This is a genomic window from Rhodococcus sp. B7740 (assembly GCF_000954115.1).
GTDB lineage: Bacteria > Actinomycetota > Actinomycetes > Mycobacteriales > Mycobacteriaceae > Rhodococcoides.
On record NZ_CP010797.1, the window covers coordinates 4,419,199 to 4,438,779 of the forward strand.

A 19,581-nucleotide genomic window follows, 5' to 3' on the forward strand; every position below is an offset into this window, starting at 1 on the left:
AGGCGATTTTCGTTTCGACGTGATGCTCCGTTAGACTCACCAACGCCGAAAGGCACGCCGCCTTAGCTCAGTCGGTAGAGCATTTCACTCGTAATGAAAAGGTCAAGAGTTCGATTCTCTTAGGCGGCTCCACCAGCAGGCCCCTGACACGCATCAGCGTGTCGGGGGCCTTTGTGGTTGTTCGATTCAGCGCCGGATCGTCCCCTTCGCCCCGTCGGTCCTGCAAGATCGGTCCATGCATACCGACAGCGCCCGCGGTGACCTGATGACGGCAGTCGTCACCACCGGCACCGGTGGATACGACAAGCTCGTCGTGTCCGAGGTACCGAGACCCGTGCCGGGTCCGGGGGAGGTGCTCGTTCGAGTGTTGGCGGCGGGGATGAACAACACCGAGATCAACACACGCGTGGGCTGGTACCCCGACGGCGGATGGAACGACGCGACGCCGTTTCCGTTGATTCAGGGCACCGACTGCTGCGGGGTCGTGTGTGCGAGTCCCGGTATCGACGAGTCCATCATCGGCCGCCGGGTCCTGGTTCGATCGTGCATGCGCGTCGACGGATTCTCGTCGGGCGAGACGCGCTGGTTGGGTTCGGACATGGACGGCGCGTTCGCCCAGTTCGTCGTCGTTCCCGCGAGCGAGGTCTTCGTGGTCGATTGCGGGTGGACCGACGCGGAGCTGGCGACGATCCCGTGTGCGTACGGCACGGCGGAGAACATGATCGCTCGCGCGGGAGTCCGCCCGGAGTCGACGGTGCTGATCACCGGCGCGTCGGGCGGAGTAGGTTCTGCCGCAGTGCAACTCGCCGTTCGGCGCGGCGCGCGCGTGATCGGCGTCGCGAGCCGCGCCAAACACGACCAGCTCCGCGAACTCGGCGTGGACGAGGTCCACGGGCGCGATGAGGACCTGGCGACCGCCCTCGGCAAGCGCAGCGTCGATGTGGTGATCGACAACGTCGCAGGCGACGGTTTCGGTCCTTTGCTCGACCTCCTCGTTCGCGGGGGAACCTACGTGTCCTCGGGTGCGATCGCAGGACCTGTCGTCGAGCTGGACCTACGCACGATGTACCTGAACGATCTGACGCTCCTCGGGTGCACGGCGTGGGACGAGGATGTATTTCCGAACCTCGTGTCGAACATCGAGGCCGGTGAGATTCGTCCGTTGCTGGCCGAATCGTTTCCCCTCGAGCAGATCGCTGCGGCGCAGCAGCGCTTCCTGGAGAAGAACCACGTGGGAAAGTTCGTGCTCGTTCCGCCGGTGGTCCGCGAGCAGGACTAATTCCCAGGCACACTGGATGAAGTGTTCGCCTCCCTCGCCCCCGCTCGCCGTCGTCTCGCGTTTTTCGTACTCGCTCTCGTCCTGGTCGGAATTCTCGCGGCCGTTGCGGCCTTCGTCGCATCACGCCCCACGAGCGACCCCGTCGCGAGCGTCGACCAGTCCGTTCCCGGCCCGGTGCTGCTGGTCCCCGGGTTCGGCGGGTCCACCGACGCGTTGGATGTGCTTGCGGCGGAACTACGAGAGAACGGCCGCGACGCGACCGTCGTGGCCCTGCCCGACGGCGGCGTCGGCGACCTGACCGTGCAGGCGCAGACCCTGCGCGACGCCGTCGACGCAGCCCTGACTCGGACGGCGGCGACGTCGGTCGACGTCGTCGGGTATTCCGCGGGCGGGGTGGTGGCCCGGATCTGGGCTTCCGATCTGGGCGGCGTCGAGCAGGCTCGACGCATCGTGACCCTCGGCTCCCCACATCACGGCACCCAGGTGGCCGCTCTGGCGTCCCAGGTCCTGCCCGACCAATGCCCGACGGCCTGTCAGCAGCTCGTCCCCGACAGTTCCGTGCTCACCGCCCTGAACTCCGGCGACGAGACACCGGAGGGGCCGCAGTGGGTGTCGGTGTGGACCGAACTGGACCAGGTGGTGACCCCGCCGTCCTCGGCCCGACTCGACGGCGCGATCGACATCCCCGTGCAGAGCGTGTGTGCGGACTCCACCGTCGATCACGGGAACCTGCCCCGCGATCCTCTCGTCGGCGCAATCGTGTCCGCCCAGTTGGACGGCGATTCCACCACCCAGCTCGGCGCAGCCGATTGCAGCCGTCTCAGCTCGTGATGTCCTTGGTCGTGAAGTTCGCCCACGCCGCACCCAGAAGCACGAGGACGTAGACGCCCTGCAACCCGACCCCGCGCACCAGGTCCCGCGTGGGCACCGGGTCGCGGAAGAGGTCTACGAAGGCCAACCAGTATCGCGTCGGGAGGTACGGCGCGATGGCGTCGGCGGCGTCCAACGTCAGCAGCAGCGAGCTGGCGATCAGGAACGCCAGTGCGCCGAGCGTCGCGGCGAGCGGGGAGTCGGTCAGGGTCGAGAGGAACAGGCCCATGGCCGCCACTCCGAGCATCGAGAGCGTCACGTAGAGCACGGCGATGACGGTGCGCACGGCGACCTGTTGATCGGTCAGCACCGTGCCGGACACGCTCGCGACGCCCCCAACGGTCGAGACGTCGAACAGCGTCGTGCCGACGAAGTACGCGACAGCAGCCACGATGACCACCGCCAGCAGCACGAAGGCGGCCACCGAGATCAGCTTCGCCACCAGTAGCTTGGTGCGTCCCACCGGGCGCGCGAGCAGGTAGCGCAGGGTGCCGGCCTGGGCCTCCCCGGCAACGGCATCGCCTGCGATGACCGATACAGCGACAGGAAGAAACAACGGAAGCACGATGGCGAGCGCGGCGAGCGGGAAGAGCTGACCGTTGGTGAGCACCGCCGACAGGAAGGCGGGGCCTTCGCCGGGCCGCGGACCGACGTCGGTGAGGGCCAACAGACCCGCGACGACGGTGGGCAGCAGATTGAGCAGGAGAATGACGACCCACGTGCGGGGTCGGCTCAGCATTGCGCGCAGCTCGACGCCGATCATGCGGTCACCTCCATCTCGGTGGAGCGGACGGGACCGTCGACGCGGTCGGCACTGGCACCGGTGACGGCCAGCACGGACTGCTCCAGACTCATCTGCTGCGGGCTCAGCTCGCTCACCCGGACGCCGCCTTCGACGAGCAGCCGATTGAGCAGGGCCGAGTCCGGGTGTTCGATCACGAGCTGCTGCCCTTCACGGTGGAACACGGTGGCGTTCTGGATTCCGGAGAGCACGGTGATCGCCTCGGCCGGGTCCGGGGTGGTCACGAGCACCCGACCGGTCGGCTGCTGGAACGCGGAGAGCTGATCCTGCAGAACGAGGCGACCTCGATCGAGCACTCCCACGCGGTCGCACAATTGCTCCACCTCGGCCAGCAGGTGGCTCGAGAGGAACACGGTGGTGCCCTTCGCATGCAGGCCCAGGAGCAACTCCCGAATCTCGAGGATTCCCTGTGGGTCGAGACCGTTGGTCGGCTCGTCGAGGATCAGCAGCTCGGGGGTGCGCATCAGTGCCGCAGCCAATCCGAGACGCTGCCGCATTCCGAGCGAGTACTGCTTGACCGGCCTCCGTCCCACCCCGCCGAGTCCCACCTGTTCAAGGGCCTCGCCGACGCGGGCGGTCCTGCTGCGCCGGGAACCTCCCGGCCCGGCTGCGTCGAGCAAGGTGAGATTCCGTCGTCCGGAGAGGTTGGGGTAGGCGGCGGGGTTCTCGATCAGCGCCCCCACCCGCGGCAGCACGCTCCTGCGTCGCCGCGGCATCTCCTCGCCGAGCACCTGCATCTGCCCGGAGGTCGCCAGGACGAGCCCGAGCAGCATCCGCACGGTCGTCGTCTTACCGGATCCGTTCGCGCCCACGAAGCCGTAGATGTCGCCGGCGCGCACGTCGAGGTCGACGCCGTCGACTGCCCGCACCGATCCGTAACTCTTGGTCAGGCCGGTCGTGCGGATCATGTGGCTGCTCCTTCGAGCTGCTGGGCGGCGGTGGCCAGGGTTTGCGCGGTGACGGTGCCGGAGAGCAGGTAGCGACGCCGGTCGGCGCTGGGCTCGGTGATCAGGACGTTGAGGGGGCCGATCGTCAGTGCGACGCTGCTACCGGTGACGACCGCCCCCGGCGCGGCCCGCAGCTGATCGACGAGCCCCCGCGCGGCGCGGCGCGGTAGCGGAGCAGCGATCAACTCCGTCACCCCGCGGCCGTAGATTCCCACCGCACCCTGGACTCCGCGGTCCCTCAGATCGAGTCCCGACAGTGTCGAAGGGAGACCGGCAGAGTCGATCCCGTCGGCGAACGAGGCGATGTCGAGACCGTCCTGCTGCTGCACATCGGTGCCCGGCGGCGGGACGAATCGGACGGTGTACGCGTCCGGGGTCGCGGAGGAGAAGTCGAGGAAAGCGGTGCTGACGATGGGGCGAGTGACCCCGTCGCCCAGCACGTCGACCTGCAGTGGAAGCCCGCTGTCGGGGTCGGCCCACACGTCGACCTCGGTGATCGTGCTCTGCGGTTCGCTGGGGATCAGCCGCAGGCCGGGGGCGTCGCGGCCGGCAATCCGACGGGCGGGAAGCCGGGTGACCTCATCGGCGGTCGCCTCGCTGAGCAACCGCTGCCCGAGCTCCGGGGGTAGCAGGTCGGCTTGGCGAGGCAGGCGCAGACTCGGCTCGGGGACGGGGGTCACCACGGCCGTGTTCTGTTCGTAGTCCCAGCTCCACAGCCGAGCCGGGCTCCGGTAGAGACCGCGCTCACCGGCGAGGCGCACGGTGTCGACGCGCCAGTTGTCCGGGGCGCGATACCAAGCCCGCAGAGTCGTGGTGTCGCCCAACAGATCCGGAAGTCCGCCGAGACCGTCGGTGACGGGGAGGGTGACACCGCCGACGGCCTGGGCGTAGCCCGAGTACGGGGTGGCGGTCGAGGACTGGACGCGGGAGAGCAGTTCGGCCGCACTGATGTCCGACGCGTCGACGGGCCAGCGCTCGATCACCGCGGGCGTGGTGACGAGCACGGCGATGCCGAGCACCACCGCCAGCCACCGCCACTTCTTGTGCACCTCATCGACCGTACGGACGTACCCGTTGTGCCGCAGGTGGGTAGTACAAAGCCCGCGTCAGTCGACGAGCACGAAATTCGCGAGACCGTAACTCACACCGTTGATCTGGAGCTCGATCGAGTGCGGGCCGGGGTAGTACTTCCGTGTGGTCAACGCTCGAAAGGAGTGTTGCCGCGCAACGTCGACGCCCTCACCGGGCGCGATCGTTTTCGTCGTCAGCTTGAACGTCTTACCCGTCACTCCACCGTTGGCCTTGGTGTGGTGGACGATGTAGTCGATCGCGACCTTGGCCGGTTCGGTGCCGACATTGTGGATCGACGCATCGAAGCGCACGCTCTCACCGATCCGTAGCTCCGCGACGTCGAGGGTGGGGCCTGTCACCTCCAAGTCGGCGGGCGCGAACCCCAGCAGGGCGAGTGCGTCGGTGTCACCGTTCTTGATCACCGTCCGAAGTGCGTGTCGTACGAGCCGGTCGGTGTGCGCGTCCGGGTCGTCGAGCCACCGCGCCGCCGTCCGAACGACCAAGTCCGGGACGTCCCGGCTGAAGTCGTTGAGGTGGTTGGCGACCGACCGCCGAACGTAGTCACTGTCGTCCCGGTAGAGCTCGTCGAGGATCGCTACCGTGACGCCGGGCCGCGCAAGAATCTCGGGGACACGCACCGACCACGGCAGATACGGGCGTGTGCCTTCCGATGCCAGACGCCGCACGTGCTCGTCCGATGATCGAGTCCATTCCGCCGCGATGGCGAGAGCCCGATCCAGATCGGCTCGTAGGAACGTGCGGATGGCGAACTCGGAGCTGAGTCTGCCGGTGAGTTCGGCCAGCAGCGACATTCCGTCGTCGAACGCGGCCGAGGTCTGCTCCTCGACGGCTTTCGTCGCCACGGCGCTCGTGACCGGCCAGATCGACCAGCCTTGGAAATCCGGATCCTCGGCGGCCCGTCGGATGGTCCGAGCGAACTCTGCGTAATCGCCGGGCAATCCCACGAGAAGCGCGTCGCGCAGTAGATCGGCGCGCGCCCGCAGCGTGAGCGGTCCCAACTGATCGACCGATCCCGTCAGCAGCGACAGATCAGCACTCGGTACGGCGTTGCGGATGGTCCGAAGCAGCGTGCGAGCCGCGTCCGGGCCGATGAGTTCGTCGGCGAAGGGCATGAGTGCTTCTTACCCGAGATCCATGAGTCGCGGAATCACAGAGCCGAGTCGGGCAGCGTCCGAGCTGCAGTTGGCGGGAAGGATCGACCGCCCCCGGACGTTGACCAGAGGTAATGGACAACGATCTCTCTGCCCCCACTCGGCTGTGGACGCCCTCGCGTGTCCTGGTCACCCGGTCTGCGTCCGAGCTTCCCCATACCGCGGAGATCATCCGTCGATGCGAAGCAGCCGGAGTGACCGAGATCGATATGTTGCAGGGGGACCGTCTGACCGGCCTGCGCGGTGAGTCCGAGCGGGAGACCTATGCGCGTGCCAAGACGACGATGGCGGTGGTGGTGGCACCACCGAGTGTGCTGAAGCCACAACCGATTCCGCCGAGTGCAGATTGGCGTATCGATCTGGCGAAGGGGTGCCCGGCGCACTGTCAGTACTGCTATCTGGCGGGCTCGTTGTCCGGGCCTCCGATCACCAGGGTGTTCGCCAACATCGACGACGTCCTGGCCGGTATCGGCACCCATGCCGGCCGTGGCACCATCACCTCGGGGACCGAGGAGCGTGGACACGAGGGCACCACCTTCGAACTGTCCTGCTACACCGATCCTCTGGGGATCGAGCATGTGACGGGATCACTCGCCGAGGCCGTACGCATGGTGGGTGCAGGAACCTACGGCGACGACGTGTCGCTGCGTTTCACCACCAAGTTCGACGACGTCACCGAGTTGGTGACGCTCGATCACGGGCGACGAACCCGAGTTCGACTGTCGGTCAACGCCGATGACATCGCCCACCGATTCGAGGGTGGAACCGCGAGGATGCCCGCTCGGATCGAGGCGCTGAGACGGTTGGCTCTCGCCGGATATCGAGTGGGGCTGACGATCGCTCCGATCATGCCGATACCGCAGTGGCGCGAACAATACGGTCGACTGCTCTCGAACGTCGCCGACGCGGTGCGCGATGTCCCTGATCTCGACCTGACTGCCGAGATCATCACCCATCGATTCACGCCGTCCAGCAAGGACGTGCTGTTGAGTTGGTACCCGGGGACCAAGCTCGAGATGGACGAAAGTGCCCGCACAGCAAAGAGAAACAAGTTCGGCGGCGTGAAGTACGTCTACCCCAAGGACACGATGACCGAGATGCGCACATGGTTCGTCGAAGAACTGGGGTCCGTGCTCCCCGACGCGCAGCTTCTCTATTGGACGTGACGCAGCCCGGCCGCCATCGGTGTGCGGTGGAGGCCGGGCTGCGAAAGAGGATAATTCACTTCATCTTTCCGAACGTGGCGTCGATGTCGGCCATCTCCATCTCGGCGGTCTGCTGAATCAGCTCCATGAGGTCGGTGTCCAGTCCCGGGGCGAACTCCTCCAGCCGTTCCGGTGAGATTTCCATCGGAACGCCTTCGGGGGCCTGCTCGCGCACGATCCGGTACGAAATGGTCGATCGCGCAGCCTTGTTGGCGGTCATCTCGTACATGCGGCACTTCTGCAGGCAACCGGTCGACTCGAGCATGAGGTTGTACATCAGGTCGAGGATTAGGTTGCCGGAGTTGTAGACGTAGCCACCGCTCCACGGGTTGCCGACGGAATCGACCGGCAGTGCCCCCTCTGCCTGCACTCGACCCTGGGCCCCTCTGCATGGCCGTCGTGCAGGCGATCTATTCCTTGCCCAGCGCCCGGTGACAAATCGGGCTCGTCGAGGTCAGTACCCACGACCCCATCGGATTTCAGGAGTGACATGGCAATTCTGACGTACAACATGCACGTTTCTCTCGACGGCTTCATCGAGAATTCCGCAGGCAGTCTCGACTTCTCCGTGCCCGACGAGGAGTCCCATCGATTCTCGAACCGGCAGACGGAGGCCACTACTGCCTTTCTGTTCGGGCGTCGACTGTACGAGGCCATGGAGGACTACTGGACGGACCCGCTACGAGCGGAGGGTGACGACGTCGAGGCGGAGTTCGCGCGACTGTATGTGGACACCCCGCGGATCGTCTTCTCCGACACTCTCGATTCGGTGGCCGACGGGTGCCGGTTGGTGCGCAGTGCCGACGCTGTCGCCGAGGTCAAGCGACTGAAACGCGAGACCGAGGGGACATTGGCCGTGGGCGGTGCCGCATTGGCGGAGTCGCTGGTCGACGAGATCGATCAGTTCGAGGTCATCCTTCTGCCGACCATCCTGGGCGGTGGCAAACCGTACTTTCCGGTCGGTCACCATCTCGACCTGACACTCGCGGAGCAGAAGGTGTTCGCCGAGTCGGGGTGGCTGTATCTGCGTTACAGCGTGTCTCGCTGACATCTCGCAGGTACGGGCCGGATTGAGATACCCTCGCGGCACGACACCGGCGGGTGGTTCGTCCGCTTTGGTCGGTCCGGCCCACACCCAGCAGTTCAGACCCCGCGGAGGTCATCGATGCCGCACATGCCGCACTCCCACTCCGACGCGGACCCGGACGCGACCGACAGAGAGTCCGTCGTATGAGCGGTTGGCTCTGGGTCGTGATCCTGAACGCGATCACTGCGTCGGCGTATCTCGGGATCGTGCTGTTCATCGTTCGTGGGCTGCGTCGCACCGCCCAGCTTCGGAAGAATCGATTGGCGCTGGCAACCGCCGCCATCTTCACCACCTGCGCGGCTCACCATGTGTTGCATGCGGTTCACCTGCTCGCGGGTGCCGGGCACAGCGAACATGCAGGCGGCGGAACGATCGCGATCATGCGGGAGTCCATGGGCGGCGATCTGGATGTCGCAGTGACCCTGTCGACCGCGTTGGCGGGTGTTCTGTATCTCGGAATGCGCCGCTCCTACGGTCCACTGCTTCGCTCGCCGGCGATGTTCGACGATGCCGGTGAGGCTCGGTACCGTCAGCTCGCCGCGAATCTGCCCCACACGACGGTGTTCATCGTCGACCCTGACCTTCGATTCGTCCTGGTCGAAGGTGCCGATCTGGTCGCGGAGGGCTACGACCCGCGCCGGATGGAAGGGAAGTTGCTCGATGACACGGTGCCAACGGAGGTCTTCGCGCACGTCGCTCCGTACTACCGGGCAGCTGTTGCAGGGGAGGAATCCTCCTTCGATTCCGTCAGCGCCGGGACCGGAAGAGTCTTTCAGGTTCGAGCCCGGCCGCTGCGCGACGAGGCCGATGCCATCGTCGGTGCCATGGTGCTGTCGGAGGACGTGACGGCCGAGCGTGAGGCGCGGGCGGAGCTGGATCGTGCGCGAGCATTCCGGGACGCAGTGTTGACCGCGTCGCCGGATATCGCGACGGTCGTCGACGTCGACACGGGGCACCTGACGTGGGCGTCGCGCAGCCTCCGCTCGTTGATCGGTACCGCGACCGCCGGTAATCCGGAGGGGCAGCCCGACGGAGATTCGACAGTCGACGGTGCCGAGGATTCGTCCGACATCGAGGTGCTTGTGGAGGACCTCGACATCGTTGCGGCGGCCGACCGGGCCGCTGCATCGTTGGCAGACGGGGAAAGCCTCACGACTCAGTACCGAGTGCGTGGCCTCGGCGGTGAGACCCGGTGGTTGTCGCGTCGAACCACGCCCTTTCGACGGGGGCCGTCGGGTGAGGTGCTGCAGGTGCTTTCGGTCCTCCGAGAGGTGACCGACGTCGTCGAGGCCGAGCGTGCTCTCGAACGTGCGGCGCTGCAGGATCCGTTGACGGGACTGCCCAATCGAATGCTGCTGTTGGACCGGATCGGCTCTGCGATCGATCGGGGCGCGCGCACCGGCATCGCGGCGGTGGTGCTGTTCTGCGACCTGGACGGTTTCAAGAGCGTGAACGACAGCGGTGGACATGCTGCTGGCGACGCGGTGCTGGTCGAGGTGGCACGGCGTCTGCGCGCGATACTCAGAAGCGACGACTTCATCGCCCGGGTGGGCGGTGACGAATTCGTCCTGGTCCTCGACGCCCAGATGGACGACCCGGCCTCGGACGCGGACGGACTCGCGGGCAGCGTGGCTGCGCGGATCAGGGCCGCGCTGGCCTCGGCCATCGAGTTCGAGGGACGGCAGTACGAGGTGTCGGCGAGCATCGGAATGGTGGTGGCCCGCAGGGGTGCCACAGCTCAGGATGTGCTTCGGGACGCGGATTCCGCGATGTACCGGGCCAAGCAGAGCGGCAAGGATCGGATCGAATTGTTCGACGATTCAGAGGAAACTGTCGCGTCCGCCGAACAGGCGATCGCGGGCACAGCACAATGAACGCATGACTCCAGCAGACCCCGGCAACTGGTGGACACTGCCCTCTCATCGATCGTGGCTCGACACCGAGTCGTCTCGACTTCTGGATTTCGGAACCACACTCGACCACCCCGCCGGAGGCGCGGCGTGGCTGGACGATCGCGGTAACCCCGACCTCGACCATCCGGCGCATACGTACATCACCGCTCGGATGGCGCATGTGCACTTTCTCGGGTCCGTGCAGGGCCGACCGGGTTCCCGCAGGAGAGCCGATCGCGTCTTCGATGGACTGTTGACCACGTTGCGGGACAGCAAGAATGGCGGTTGGTTCGAGTCCAGTGCCGACACGGCCTCGCCCGATGCAGTGAAATCGGCGTACACGCATGCCTTCGTGGTGCTCGCCGCGTCGGCTGCCACCGCGGTGGGTCACGCACGTGGCCGGGAAGTTCTCGACGAGGCACTCGATATCGTCGACTCTCGGTTCTGGGACGAACGGTACGGAATGTGTTCGGACACCTGGACTGTCGACTGGTCCGAGCTCGATCCGTATCGCGGCATCAACGCCAACATGCACATGGTCGAGGCGCTGCTGGCCGCCGCCGACGCCGGTGCGCCCGAGCTCTGGCGCGAACGTGCACTGCGTATCTGCGACAACGTATGTCGATGGTCCGCGGCCAACGAGTGGCGCGTCCCGGAGCACTTCACTGCAGAGTGGATCCCGCAGCTCGAGTACAACCGCGACGACGTAGCGAACCAGTTCAAGCCCTACGGTGCCACCGTCGGCCACGGCTTCGAGTGGGCGCGACTCCTCGTGCAGGCAAGTCTCGTTGCGGGCGGGCGGGACTACGTCGACGCGGCCGAGTCCCTCTACGACCGGGCTGCCGTCGACGGCTGGCAGCCCGGGCCCACCCCCGGGTTCGTCTACACCACGGACTGGACAGGGCAGCCGGTTGTCACGGGTCGACTGCACTGGGTGTTGTGCGAGGCGATCGGAGCAGCCGCGACTCTCGGACGCGTTACGGGAGAAGAACGGTACGGCACCGACTATCGAACGTGGTGGGACGTTGCGGCCGACTACTTCGTCGACCGCGTCGACGGCTCCTGGCATCACGAACTCGACTCCCACAACGTTCCAGCGGCAACGGTGTGGAGCGGAAAACCCGATCTCTACCACGCCGTCCAAGCGACGTGGATCAGCCGATATGCGCCGAACACGAGCATGTTGGCTGCGCTGCAGCCCGATTCGGACTGACGAGTGCCACAGGCAGCGCAGACGCACAGATGTCAGTGCACCTCCGCCACCAATCGGTTGCTCACCGACCCGAGGTTGTCGATTTCCACACTCACGTGATCGCCGGGCTTCAGTAACAGCTGGGGCTTGCGGCGGTAGCCCACTCCGCCGGGCGTGCCGGTGAGGATGACATCACCGGGCTCGAGGGTGGTGAACGTGGAGATTGTTGCGATCAGGTTCGGCACCGTGAACAGCAACTGCGACAGATCCGATTCCTGTACCTTCTCGCCGTTGACGATCGTACGGATGCCGCAGCTCGCGAGGTCCACCTCGTCGGGGCAGACGACGTACGGGCCGAGGGGAGTGCTTGCGTCCCAAGCCTTTCCCTGCATCCACTGATGCGTCTTGTACTGGAAATCACGCATCGTGATGTCGTTTGCGACGGCGTAACCCAGAACGTGATCGAGTGCGTTCTCCTCGGTGATGCGCCTGCCCGCGCGTCCGATGATCACCGCCATCTCGCCCTCGTAGTCCACCTCGGAACTCTCCGGTGGGATGGCGATGTCGTCGTAGGCCCCGATCAGGCTGGAGGCGAATTTGGGAAACATCACCGGGTACGTGGGGAACTCGCGTCCTGTTTCGGCAATGTGGTCGCGGTAGTTCAGTCCGACGCAGATCACTCGGGCGGGGTCGGTGACAGCCGGGAGGACGCGCACGTCGCCGATCGGCAGGCGCTCCCCGGTCAGGCGATCCGCGGCGGCGAGTGCCTCGAGCGAACTGGTTCGCCCGAGTGCGTCGATTCCCTGCAGCGGGATCAGCGAATCCCCGTCGACCTCGCCGACTCCGCGAATACCGTTGTGCTCGTAGCTGATGTAAGCCATAGCTCAGATCTCGCTTTCGCTCGTCTTGCGCCAGCTCGCCAGCTGTCCGCCCCACAGATTCACCGACGCGGGTACCGGACGCCACTGCCGCGTCACGTACGTGGCTCGGTCGTCGTGGAACTTCTCCATCTCGGCCGAGAGCTCGATGTGGTTGCCCGCCGGATCGTCGAAGAAGACGAACAGATTGTTGCCGGGGCCATGGCGTCCCGGGCCCCAGACGACGTCGACACCGATCTCGGTGAGGCGATCGCACCAGGACTTGAAGTCCTCCCACTCGGCGAGGTCGTAGGAGTAATGGTCGAGATCGCCGGGCACACCGTTCTCGACGACGGCCAGAGTGTGGTGATCGCGGTCGCTGCGCAGCCACGCGAACCGGCCGTCCTCGAGCTGATCGGAGATGCGGAATCCGACGGTGTCGACGAAGAACGAGACCATCTGCGCCACGTTGTCGGTGCCGAGAGTGGTGTGCTGGAACTTGATCGGGCGTCGACCCGGATCGGCAGCGTTCTCACCCTGGCGAGCGACCGGTCCGTGGAAATGCACCGTGGTGCCGTCGGGGTCGGTCACCGAGATGCCCGACGGTGCGCCGACGGCATGGTCGAGGACGGACGGATCCAGATCCACGACGTCATGGCCGGCGTCCTTCAATCGCGCGGTGATCCCGGCGATACCGTCGGCATCACGAACCTCGAAGCCATAGTGAGACAGTCCCTTCGGACCCTCGGTGAGGTCCAGAACGTGGTGTCCGAGGCCCCAGCCGAGGCGCAGGCCGCCGCCCGCGAGCTCCTCCTGCACGGTCAGACCGACGGTGCGGCCGTAGAAGTCGGCGGTGGCGGCGACGTCGGTAACGGTGAATCCGAGGTGCGAGACGGCGGTCCGGTGCAGTGTGCCCACGGCTCCACCTTCCTGCAGTCTGTTCCGGGTGGGAGTGGTCATGTCAGTGATCCGCCTTTCGGGGCGTCGATGGGGTGGGGACGATGGCGTCGGTGTAGACGGTGATACGCACCCGGTCGCCGCGGGTGGGCGGTTCCAAGTGGCCGAGGAACACGCTGTGGTTCAACCACTTCCATCCTGGATCGGCCACCTCGAAGCGAGGGTTGGTGGAGCAGTACCAGCGGTCGATATCGGCACCACCGCCGGCGAAGATGCGCTCCATGGTGGCATCGTCCTGGGTGCCCCAGCCCTCGTTGGTGACCATGATGGTCACGTCGTCGTCGGTGACGATCGTGTAGCGAGCCCACAGGTGGGTGACGCCGTCGGTGCGCACCAGGTTCCAGTCCGCACCGCCGGGCAGGATCGTCCCGGATCCGGCCGGTCCCCGGAATCGGCCGCCGGTGATCGGGATGACCCGACGCATTCCGTGTGGGGTCGACCCGATCACCACCGGGGGAGCCAGCTCGACGTCGAGGGTGAAGACGTGATGGAGAGTGGGCGTGGACATGTCACTCACCGGCGGGCAGCAGTCGCCCGGCCGTAGGTGATGCTGCCGCGTCGATCGGGGCAGCATCGAGTCCCCTGGGGGCTCCGCCGGGAATGACGAGGGCGATGAGCGCAGCCAGGACGGTGGCTCCGGCACAGACGTAGATGCCGATGTCGAGGCCGGTCTCGAGAGCCGTCCTGGCAAGTGGTGCAACCAGATCCGAGATCGGACCGAGGTCGGCGTTGGCCACCGCCAACGGCCCGCCCTGCTCTGCGACGCCGGATGCCACGCCCACCGCCTCGGGAGGGAGAGAACCATCGGACAGGGTGGAGGTCAGGGTGGCTCCGGCAACTCCGAACGCCACGGCGCTGACGATCGCGGGCCCGAGGCTCTGCCCGGTCTCGCGAACGAGACTGGTTACCGCGCTGGCCATTCCGGCGTAATCGATGGCGACGGCTCCGACGGCGACGGCCGTCAGTGCGGTGAACATGGTGATGAAGCCGGTTCCGAGCAACAGGATCGGGCCGGTCATCGCGAGCAGCGAGGTGGAGTCGCCGGGTAGCTGAGCCATCCATATCTGACCGACGGCCAATGCCGACAGTCCGGTGACCAACAGGGTGCGGGCCGCGACGCGCATCAACAGGCGCGGGAGCAGTGGCGTGAGGAGCAGCGGTACGGCTTGGATGAGAGCGAACGGCAGTGCAGCCTGCAGCGGGCTGACGTGCAGGATCGCTTCGAGCTTCACGCTGAGCGCGTAGGCGGTTCCGATGAAGCCGAACATCGCGAGCAAACCGATCAGCGCAGCCGCCGCGAAGGCAGGCGTACGGAACAGCGCGAGATTCAGCATCGGGGTGCGCGCTCGCTGCTCGCTGATGACGAACGCGACGCCTGCGGCGACCGCGAGAACGAAGGCACCCACGATGACAGGGCTCGAATAGCCGTCCACGGAGCCCTGGATCACCGCATACAGCAGGGCGAGCAAGGCGACGGCGATGGTGATCTGGCCCGGCCAGTCGAGTCCGCGTCCGGCGGGATGACGCGAGTCGACGATCACCGCGGCGCTGACCACGGCGGTGACGAGACCCAGAACGGCGGGAATGGCGAACGACCAGCCCCAGCTGAAGTGTTCGGCCGCGAAGCCGCTGATCAGCGGAGCGATCATGGCACCGAACGCCAGGCTGACTGCCCAGAGAGACAGAGCGCGGGCTCGCTCCTGACGATCGGGGGTTGCCGAGACCAGCATGGCCAGTGACGTGGGAAAGATTGCGGCGGCACCGAGTCCGGCGATGGCCTGCCCGGCGATCAGTTGTGTCAGGGTTCCCGACGTTCCGGCGACGACGTCGCCGACGAAGACGAGCACGCCGCCCCAGACGAGCAGCCTCTTGCGGCCGAACATGTCGCCCAGTACGCCGAAATTCAGCTCGAGTATGGCGGTGGGGAGGATGAACGCGGCCGGGATCCAGGCCAGCGCCGCTGCGCTCGCTCCGAGGTCGCGTTGGATCACGCCGAGAATGGGCGCTGCGAGTGAGACGCCCATCTGGGCGACGCCGATCGCGAGGCAACAGGCGATGAGCGTGCCGCGATCCAGTTTCTGGTGGGTGGGGTTCATGGGTTCCTCATCCTGAGGGAATGTCCTGTAAAGCAGGACTACTGTTGTCTAATACAGGACAGTGTTCATGGCCTGGATCACAGCTGTCAAGGGCGAAGATCCGTTTGATGACACCGCAGTCCTGACAGTCAGAACTAGGATGGATACATGGCTCCCGAGACGAGTGGATACCGAGAACGCAACAGCACGGCCGACCGCGCGCTGATCATCCTGGGAATGTTCACCGAGGATCGCCTGCAGATCAGCGCCAACGATGTCGCCGAGGCCCTCGGCAGTGCGCGCTCCACGGCGTACCGATATCTGCAGACGTTGGTCGGCGCATCGTTTCTCGAGGAAGCTCCCAATGGCGGCTTTCGGTTGGGTGTCGCAGTACTCGAACTTGCTCGATTGGCCAGGCGCGGTTACGGATTGACGACGATCGCCCAACCCGTGATGCGTGAATTGGCCGACGAGGTAGGGGAAACCGTGTTGCTCACCAGGCTCGTCGACGACACGGCTGTGTGCATCGAGCGGTGCGAGGGGGCCAAGCAGCTGGTGCGCCTGAGCTACGAGCGTGGGAGTCGGCTGCCCATCAATGCCGGTGCGTCGGCGTTGACGCTTCTGGCCTGGCTGCCGGAGAAGGAGATCCGCTCGATTCTGGGTCGGCATGTGCTGCAACGCTTCACCGATCGGACGTTGACCGACGTCGATCGCCTCGTCGATCGCCTCGAGCGCATCCGCACCACCGGCTACGGCGTCACCGTCGCGGAGGTGGACCCGGATGCGATGGGCATCGCCGCACCCATCTTCGACGAGTCCGGTTCGGTGGCAGCGGCATTGAGCATCGTCGCGATCAGACGTCGTGTTCCGGAGGATCGGACCGACGTGCTCGTCACCGCAGTGCGGGCCGCGGCGGAGACTCTGTCGACGAGGCTCGCCGTCGTCAGCTCGTAGCGTGTCCTATTTTATGGGACACCATTCCTATTTAACGTGATGCGCGCTACCTTGGTGGTGTGGACACGAGATTCGACACCCTCTACGACGTAGCGATCTGCGGTGCCGGTCCGGTCGGGATGACCGCGGGCCTGCTGCTCGCTGCACGAGGGCTCCGCGTCATCGTTCTCGAGCGTCGTTCGACGACGAGCGACGAACCCAAAGCGATCAGCATCGACGACGAGGCACTGCGTACCTATCAGCAGGCTGGCGTCATCGACCGAATTCTGCCGATCGTCGTGCCGGGCACCGGAACTCGCTACTACGGCCTCGATGACGAACCGCTCTTCCACGGTGGTGCGGAGAGCGCCTACCGACTGGGCTACCCGTTCAAGAACCCGTTCGCGCAACCGGATCTCGAACGCGTGCTGGCAGCGGCTCTGCATACGGCACACCATGTCACCGTACGGTTCGACACCGAGGTCACCTCGATCGTGCAGGACGCGGACGCCGTGGCCATCGATGCGGGTGGACGCACGGTGCGCGCCCGCTACCTCCTCGGCAGCGACGGTGGACGATCCACGGTTCGAAACCTGCTGAAGATCGGCATGACCGGACGCAGCCATCCGGAATTGTGGTTGGTGGTGGACACGCTCGGCGACCCTCACATCGAGCGTTACGGAATGCACCATGCCGATCCGAGCAGGCCGCACGTGGTGGTACCCGGACTCGACGGTCGCTGTCGATACGAATTCCGCCTGTTCGACGGCGAGGGCGCGGCCACCGACTCGCCACCGTTCGAGCTCATCGAAAGACTCGTCTCGCGGTACCGCCCGATCACACCCGCTCAGGTCGAACGAGCCGTCAACTATCGCTTCCACGGTCTTGTGGCCGACCGATGGCAGCTCGGGCGCTGCTTCCTGCTCGGCGACGCCGCACACATGATGCCCCCGTTCGCCGGTCAGGGGCTGAACTCCGGCATTCGTGATGCCGCGAACCTGGCGTGGAAGTTGGCCGGGGTGCTCGACGGCTGTCTGCACGAAAGCGTCTTGGCCACATACCGATCTGAGCGTGGCCCGCACGCCGCCGCGATGGTTCGCGCGTCCGAGCGGTTGGGCCGGGTGGTGATGACGACCAATGCTCGTGTCGCGGCCAGGCGCGACGAGTTGGTCCGAGCCGCATTGGCCACCGAGAACGGGCGACGCTGGTTCGAGACCATGGCCTACCGCCCGCCGTACCGATTCTCCGACGGACTCGTACTCCCCGGCGACGACACCGGGAGTGCGATCGGGCAACCCCTGGCCTTCGACTCGGCGACCCGAACCATCCGCCCGCTCGACGAGATTCTCGGAACCGGTTGGGCGCTGATGGGAATCGACGTGCACGACGCGGGGGACTGGTCCCGTGCCCGCGGTATCGCACGCGGCCTGCATGCGGTCGAGGCCGCAGTGCCCACCGATCGCACGGCACCGAGAATCGACGACGTCAACGTACTGCTCGACGTCGACGGTCGATTGGACGACGAGATGCGCACGTACACCGGCAGATTCGTTCTCGTCCGGCCCGACCGATTCGTCGCGGCCGCGTGGCTTCCGCACGAGGGTGACGACGTTCGAGCCGCGGTGGCGTCGTGGACCGGATCTTCCTCGAGCCCTTCCGAACTGTCCTGTCTCGAGACGAAAGGCGTCAGCTATGCGTGACCTACCCACCCCGCTCCCGACGACACTGGTCCGACGGACCGCGCCTGCGACTGCGCGCCACGAGGCGGATGTCGACTGGAACACGTCCAACAAGTTCCTGAACGGTCCGTTCGCGCCGTGGCACGAGGAGACCGAGGCATTCGACCTCGAGGTCATCGGGAAACTGCCCGACGACCTGGCCGGCGCCCTGTTCCGGGTAGCCGACAACCCCCGCTTCGAGCCACTCGACACCGACCGCTACCACTGGTGGGAAGGCGACGGCGGAGTCGCCGGCACCTATATCCGCGACGGGAAGGCGTCGTTCCGGATGAAGTGGGTGCACACCGACACCATGAAGATCGAGGTCGAGGCCGGTGAAGCGTTGTACAGCGGTTTCGTCAACGGCTCGGGAAAGGCCAAGCGGGATCTGCCCGTTGGCGCACCGCCGTCCAAGAGCGTCGCCAATACCAACGTCGGCCTGTTCGCCGATCACCTGCTGGTGTACTACGAAGGCGGACTGCCGCATTCGATACACCCCGAAAGCTTGGACACGCAGGGCACGTACGATTTCGGTGGCGCACTGGACATCCTGTGCACAGCGCACTACAAGATCGAACCGTCGACGGGCAACATGCTCTTCTACTCTGCCATCGGGCCGAATCTGACATGGTACGAGGCCGATACCAGCGGCACCGTCGTCGATACCGTCACTTTCGACATGGGCTGTCCGGCAATGGTGCACGATTACATCGTGAGCGAACACCTCGCGATCTTCCTGATCTCGCCCAACCAGTTCCGCCTCGACCGCATCATGGCGGGGCGGCCAGGGGTGCTCTGGGACGAATCGGCTACACCGAACGGCAGCAGGTTCGCCGTCCTCGACCGTCGAACCCACGAAGTCACGTGGTACGACACCGGCCTGATGCTGGCCCCGACGCACTTCTTCAACGCCCACGAAACTGCCACGGGAATCGTGGTGGACCTGCACGTCATTGCACGTCTGGGCAATCCGGCCGACGATTCGGACGAGCCGATCGACTCGCACTCCTGGTTTCCGCCCGCGATGGCCTGGCGGTTCGTGCTCGATACCGCAACCAGGACGACCACCCAGCACATGCACAGCGGGGTGGCGGGCGAGTTCCCGAAGATCAACGACGCGTGGCTGGGCCGGGAGAATCGCTTCGGCTACTTCGCTACCACCCGAAGCCTGTCGCCGCTGACCCTGACGGATGGGCTTGCGCGCCATGACTTCTCGACCGGACAGACGATCGTGCTCGAAGGACCGGACGGGTTGACCAGCCCCAGTGAACCGGTCTTCGTTCAGCGTCGAGGCGCGAGCATCGAGAACGACGGCTACCTGCTGACCCTGTGGTGGAATCCGGCGTCCGGTCTGTCCGAACTATTGGTGCACGAGGCCGACTCGTTCACCCGCGAACCACTCGCACGCGTCAAGCTCCCCGTCCGAGTGCCGTTCGCATTCCACGGATCCTGGGCCGAGGCCGAGGTGCTCGACGCAGCGATCGCAGCCCAACCTCGACGAACGAAGAACACCGAGTAGGAAAG

At 65.9% G+C, this 19,581-nt stretch carries 18 protein-coding genes and 1 tRNA gene; 10 read left to right on the forward strand and 9 right to left on the reverse strand.

The window, feature by feature from the left end; genetic code table 11:
* The first annotated feature begins 56 nt into the window (after nt 1–56).
* The 3 genes from NY08_RS20510 to NY08_RS20520 all read left to right on the forward strand — a co-directional run bounded on the left by NY08_RS20510 (nt 57) and on the right by NY08_RS20520 (nt 2,110).
* Nucleotides 57–132: transfer RNA gene (locus NY08_RS20510), tRNA-Thr, on the forward strand.
* Nucleotides 133–235: 103 nt separating this feature from the next.
* Nucleotides 236–1,279, forward strand: a complete 1,044-nt coding sequence (locus NY08_RS20515) for a zinc-binding dehydrogenase (RefSeq protein ID WP_045198463.1) — start codon at nt 236–238, stop codon at nt 1,277–1,279.
* A gap of 21 nt (nt 1,280–1,300) precedes the next feature.
* Nucleotides 1,301–2,110, forward strand: coding sequence for a lipase family alpha/beta hydrolase (locus tag NY08_RS20520; RefSeq protein ID WP_045198465.1), 810 nt, complete (start codon nt 1,301–1,303; stop codon nt 2,108–2,110).
* On the opposite strand, the gene NY08_RS20525 is transcribed toward NY08_RS20520, so the two are convergent.
* From NY08_RS20525 to NY08_RS20540, 4 genes are read right to left on the reverse strand one after another with little or no spacing between them, the layout of a single operon-like run.
* The gene (locus tag NY08_RS20525; protein ID WP_045198467.1) at nt 2,100–2,912 is read right to left on the reverse strand and encodes an ABC transporter permease; all 813 of its coding nucleotides are present in this window, start codon (nt 2,910–2,912) and stop codon (nt 2,100–2,102) included. The two genes, NY08_RS20520 and NY08_RS20525, sit on opposite strands and share 11 nt — an antisense overlap.
* Nucleotides 2,909–3,859, reverse strand: coding sequence for an ABC transporter ATP-binding protein (locus NY08_RS20530; RefSeq protein WP_045198468.1), 951 nt, complete (start codon nt 3,857–3,859; stop codon nt 2,909–2,911). The genes NY08_RS20525 and NY08_RS20530 overlap by 4 nt, the downstream gene beginning before the upstream one ends.
* Nucleotides 3,856–4,947, reverse strand: a complete 1,092-nt coding sequence (locus NY08_RS20535) for a LolA family protein (protein ID WP_052683890.1) — start codon at nt 4,945–4,947, stop codon at nt 3,856–3,858. Before NY08_RS20535 ends, NY08_RS20530 begins: the two co-directional genes overlap by 4 nt.
* Before the next feature lie 57 nt (nt 4,948–5,004).
* Entirely contained in the window at nt 5,005–6,102 is a 1,098-nt protein-coding gene (locus NY08_RS20540; protein ID WP_045198470.1) for a DNA alkylation repair protein, read from the reverse strand.
* A 113-nt stretch (nt 6,103–6,215) separates the two neighbouring features.
* Between NY08_RS20540 and NY08_RS20545 the strand changes: the two genes are divergently transcribed.
* Nucleotides 6,216–7,307 (forward strand): spore photoproduct lyase family protein, encoded by a 1,092-nt coding sequence (locus NY08_RS20545; RefSeq protein WP_045198473.1) that lies wholly within the window; start codon nt 6,216–6,218, stop codon nt 7,305–7,307.
* A 55-nt stretch (nt 7,308–7,362) separates the two neighbouring features.
* Here the strand turns inward: NY08_RS20545 and NY08_RS20550 are convergent, their stop codons facing one another.
* Nucleotides 7,363–7,716, reverse strand: coding sequence for a manganese catalase family protein (locus NY08_RS20550; RefSeq protein ID WP_052683891.1), 354 nt, complete (start codon nt 7,714–7,716; stop codon nt 7,363–7,365).
* Between the two features lie 120 nt (nt 7,717–7,836).
* Between NY08_RS20550 and NY08_RS20555 the strand changes: the two genes are divergently transcribed.
* The 3 genes from NY08_RS20555 (at nt 7,837) to NY08_RS20565 (ending at nt 11,538) form a co-directional block, all read left to right on the forward strand.
* A complete protein-coding gene (locus NY08_RS20555; protein WP_045198477.1) occupies nt 7,837–8,394 on the forward strand; it encodes a dihydrofolate reductase family protein in 558 nt (185 codons plus the stop codon).
* 182 nt (nt 8,395–8,576) lie between these two features.
* Nucleotides 8,577–10,307 (forward strand): diguanylate cyclase domain-containing protein, encoded by a 1,731-nt coding sequence (locus NY08_RS20560; protein ID WP_045198478.1) that lies wholly within the window; start codon nt 8,577–8,579, stop codon nt 10,305–10,307.
* Nucleotides 10,308–10,311: 4 nt separating this feature from the next.
* Entirely contained in the window at nt 10,312–11,538 is a 1,227-nt protein-coding gene (locus NY08_RS20565; RefSeq protein ID WP_045198479.1) for an AGE family epimerase/isomerase, read from the forward strand.
* A gap of 32 nt (nt 11,539–11,570) precedes the next feature.
* On the opposite strand, the gene NY08_RS20570 is transcribed toward NY08_RS20565, so the two are convergent.
* Genes NY08_RS20570 through NY08_RS20585 form a run of 4 tightly spaced genes read right to left on the reverse strand, consistent with a single transcriptional unit; the run spans nt 11,571 to nt 15,427 of the window.
* Nucleotides 11,571–12,398, reverse strand: coding sequence for a fumarylacetoacetate hydrolase family protein (locus NY08_RS20570; RefSeq protein ID WP_045198480.1), 828 nt, complete (start codon nt 12,396–12,398; stop codon nt 11,571–11,573).
* Between the two features lie 3 nt (nt 12,399–12,401).
* Nucleotides 12,402–13,334: a VOC family protein gene (locus tag NY08_RS20575; RefSeq protein WP_045198481.1), complete on the reverse strand. Its 933-nt coding sequence runs from the start codon at nt 13,332–13,334 to the stop codon at nt 12,402–12,404.
* Between the two features lies 1 nt (nt 13,335).
* Complete coding sequence (locus NY08_RS20580; protein WP_045198482.1) at nt 13,336–13,839, reverse strand: DUF3237 domain-containing protein; 504 nt, start codon at nt 13,837–13,839, stop codon at nt 13,336–13,338.
* A gap of 1 nt (nt 13,840) precedes the next feature.
* Nucleotides 13,841–15,427, reverse strand: a complete 1,587-nt coding sequence (locus NY08_RS20585; protein ID WP_045198484.1) for an MFS transporter — start codon at nt 15,425–15,427, stop codon at nt 13,841–13,843.
* Nucleotides 15,428–15,574: 147 nt separating this feature from the next.
* Here NY08_RS20585 and NY08_RS20590 point away from each other — a divergent pair, with 147 nt between their 5' ends.
* The 3 genes from NY08_RS20590 to NY08_RS20600 are packed head-to-tail and all read left to right on the forward strand — an operon-like array spanning nt 15,575 to nt 19,576.
* Nucleotides 15,575–16,360: an IclR family transcriptional regulator gene (locus NY08_RS20590; protein ID WP_045198486.1), complete on the forward strand. Its 786-nt coding sequence runs from the start codon at nt 15,575–15,577 to the stop codon at nt 16,358–16,360.
* Between the two features lie 59 nt (nt 16,361–16,419).
* Nucleotides 16,420–18,039, forward strand: coding sequence for an FAD-dependent monooxygenase (locus NY08_RS20595; RefSeq protein WP_235386982.1), 1,620 nt, complete (start codon nt 16,420–16,422; stop codon nt 18,037–18,039).
* Entirely contained in the window at nt 18,032–19,576 is a 1,545-nt protein-coding gene (locus NY08_RS20600) for a carotenoid oxygenase family protein (RefSeq protein ID WP_082073902.1), read from the forward strand. Before NY08_RS20595 ends, NY08_RS20600 begins: the two co-directional genes overlap by 8 nt.
* Nucleotides 19,577–19,581: the final 5 nt, after the last annotated feature.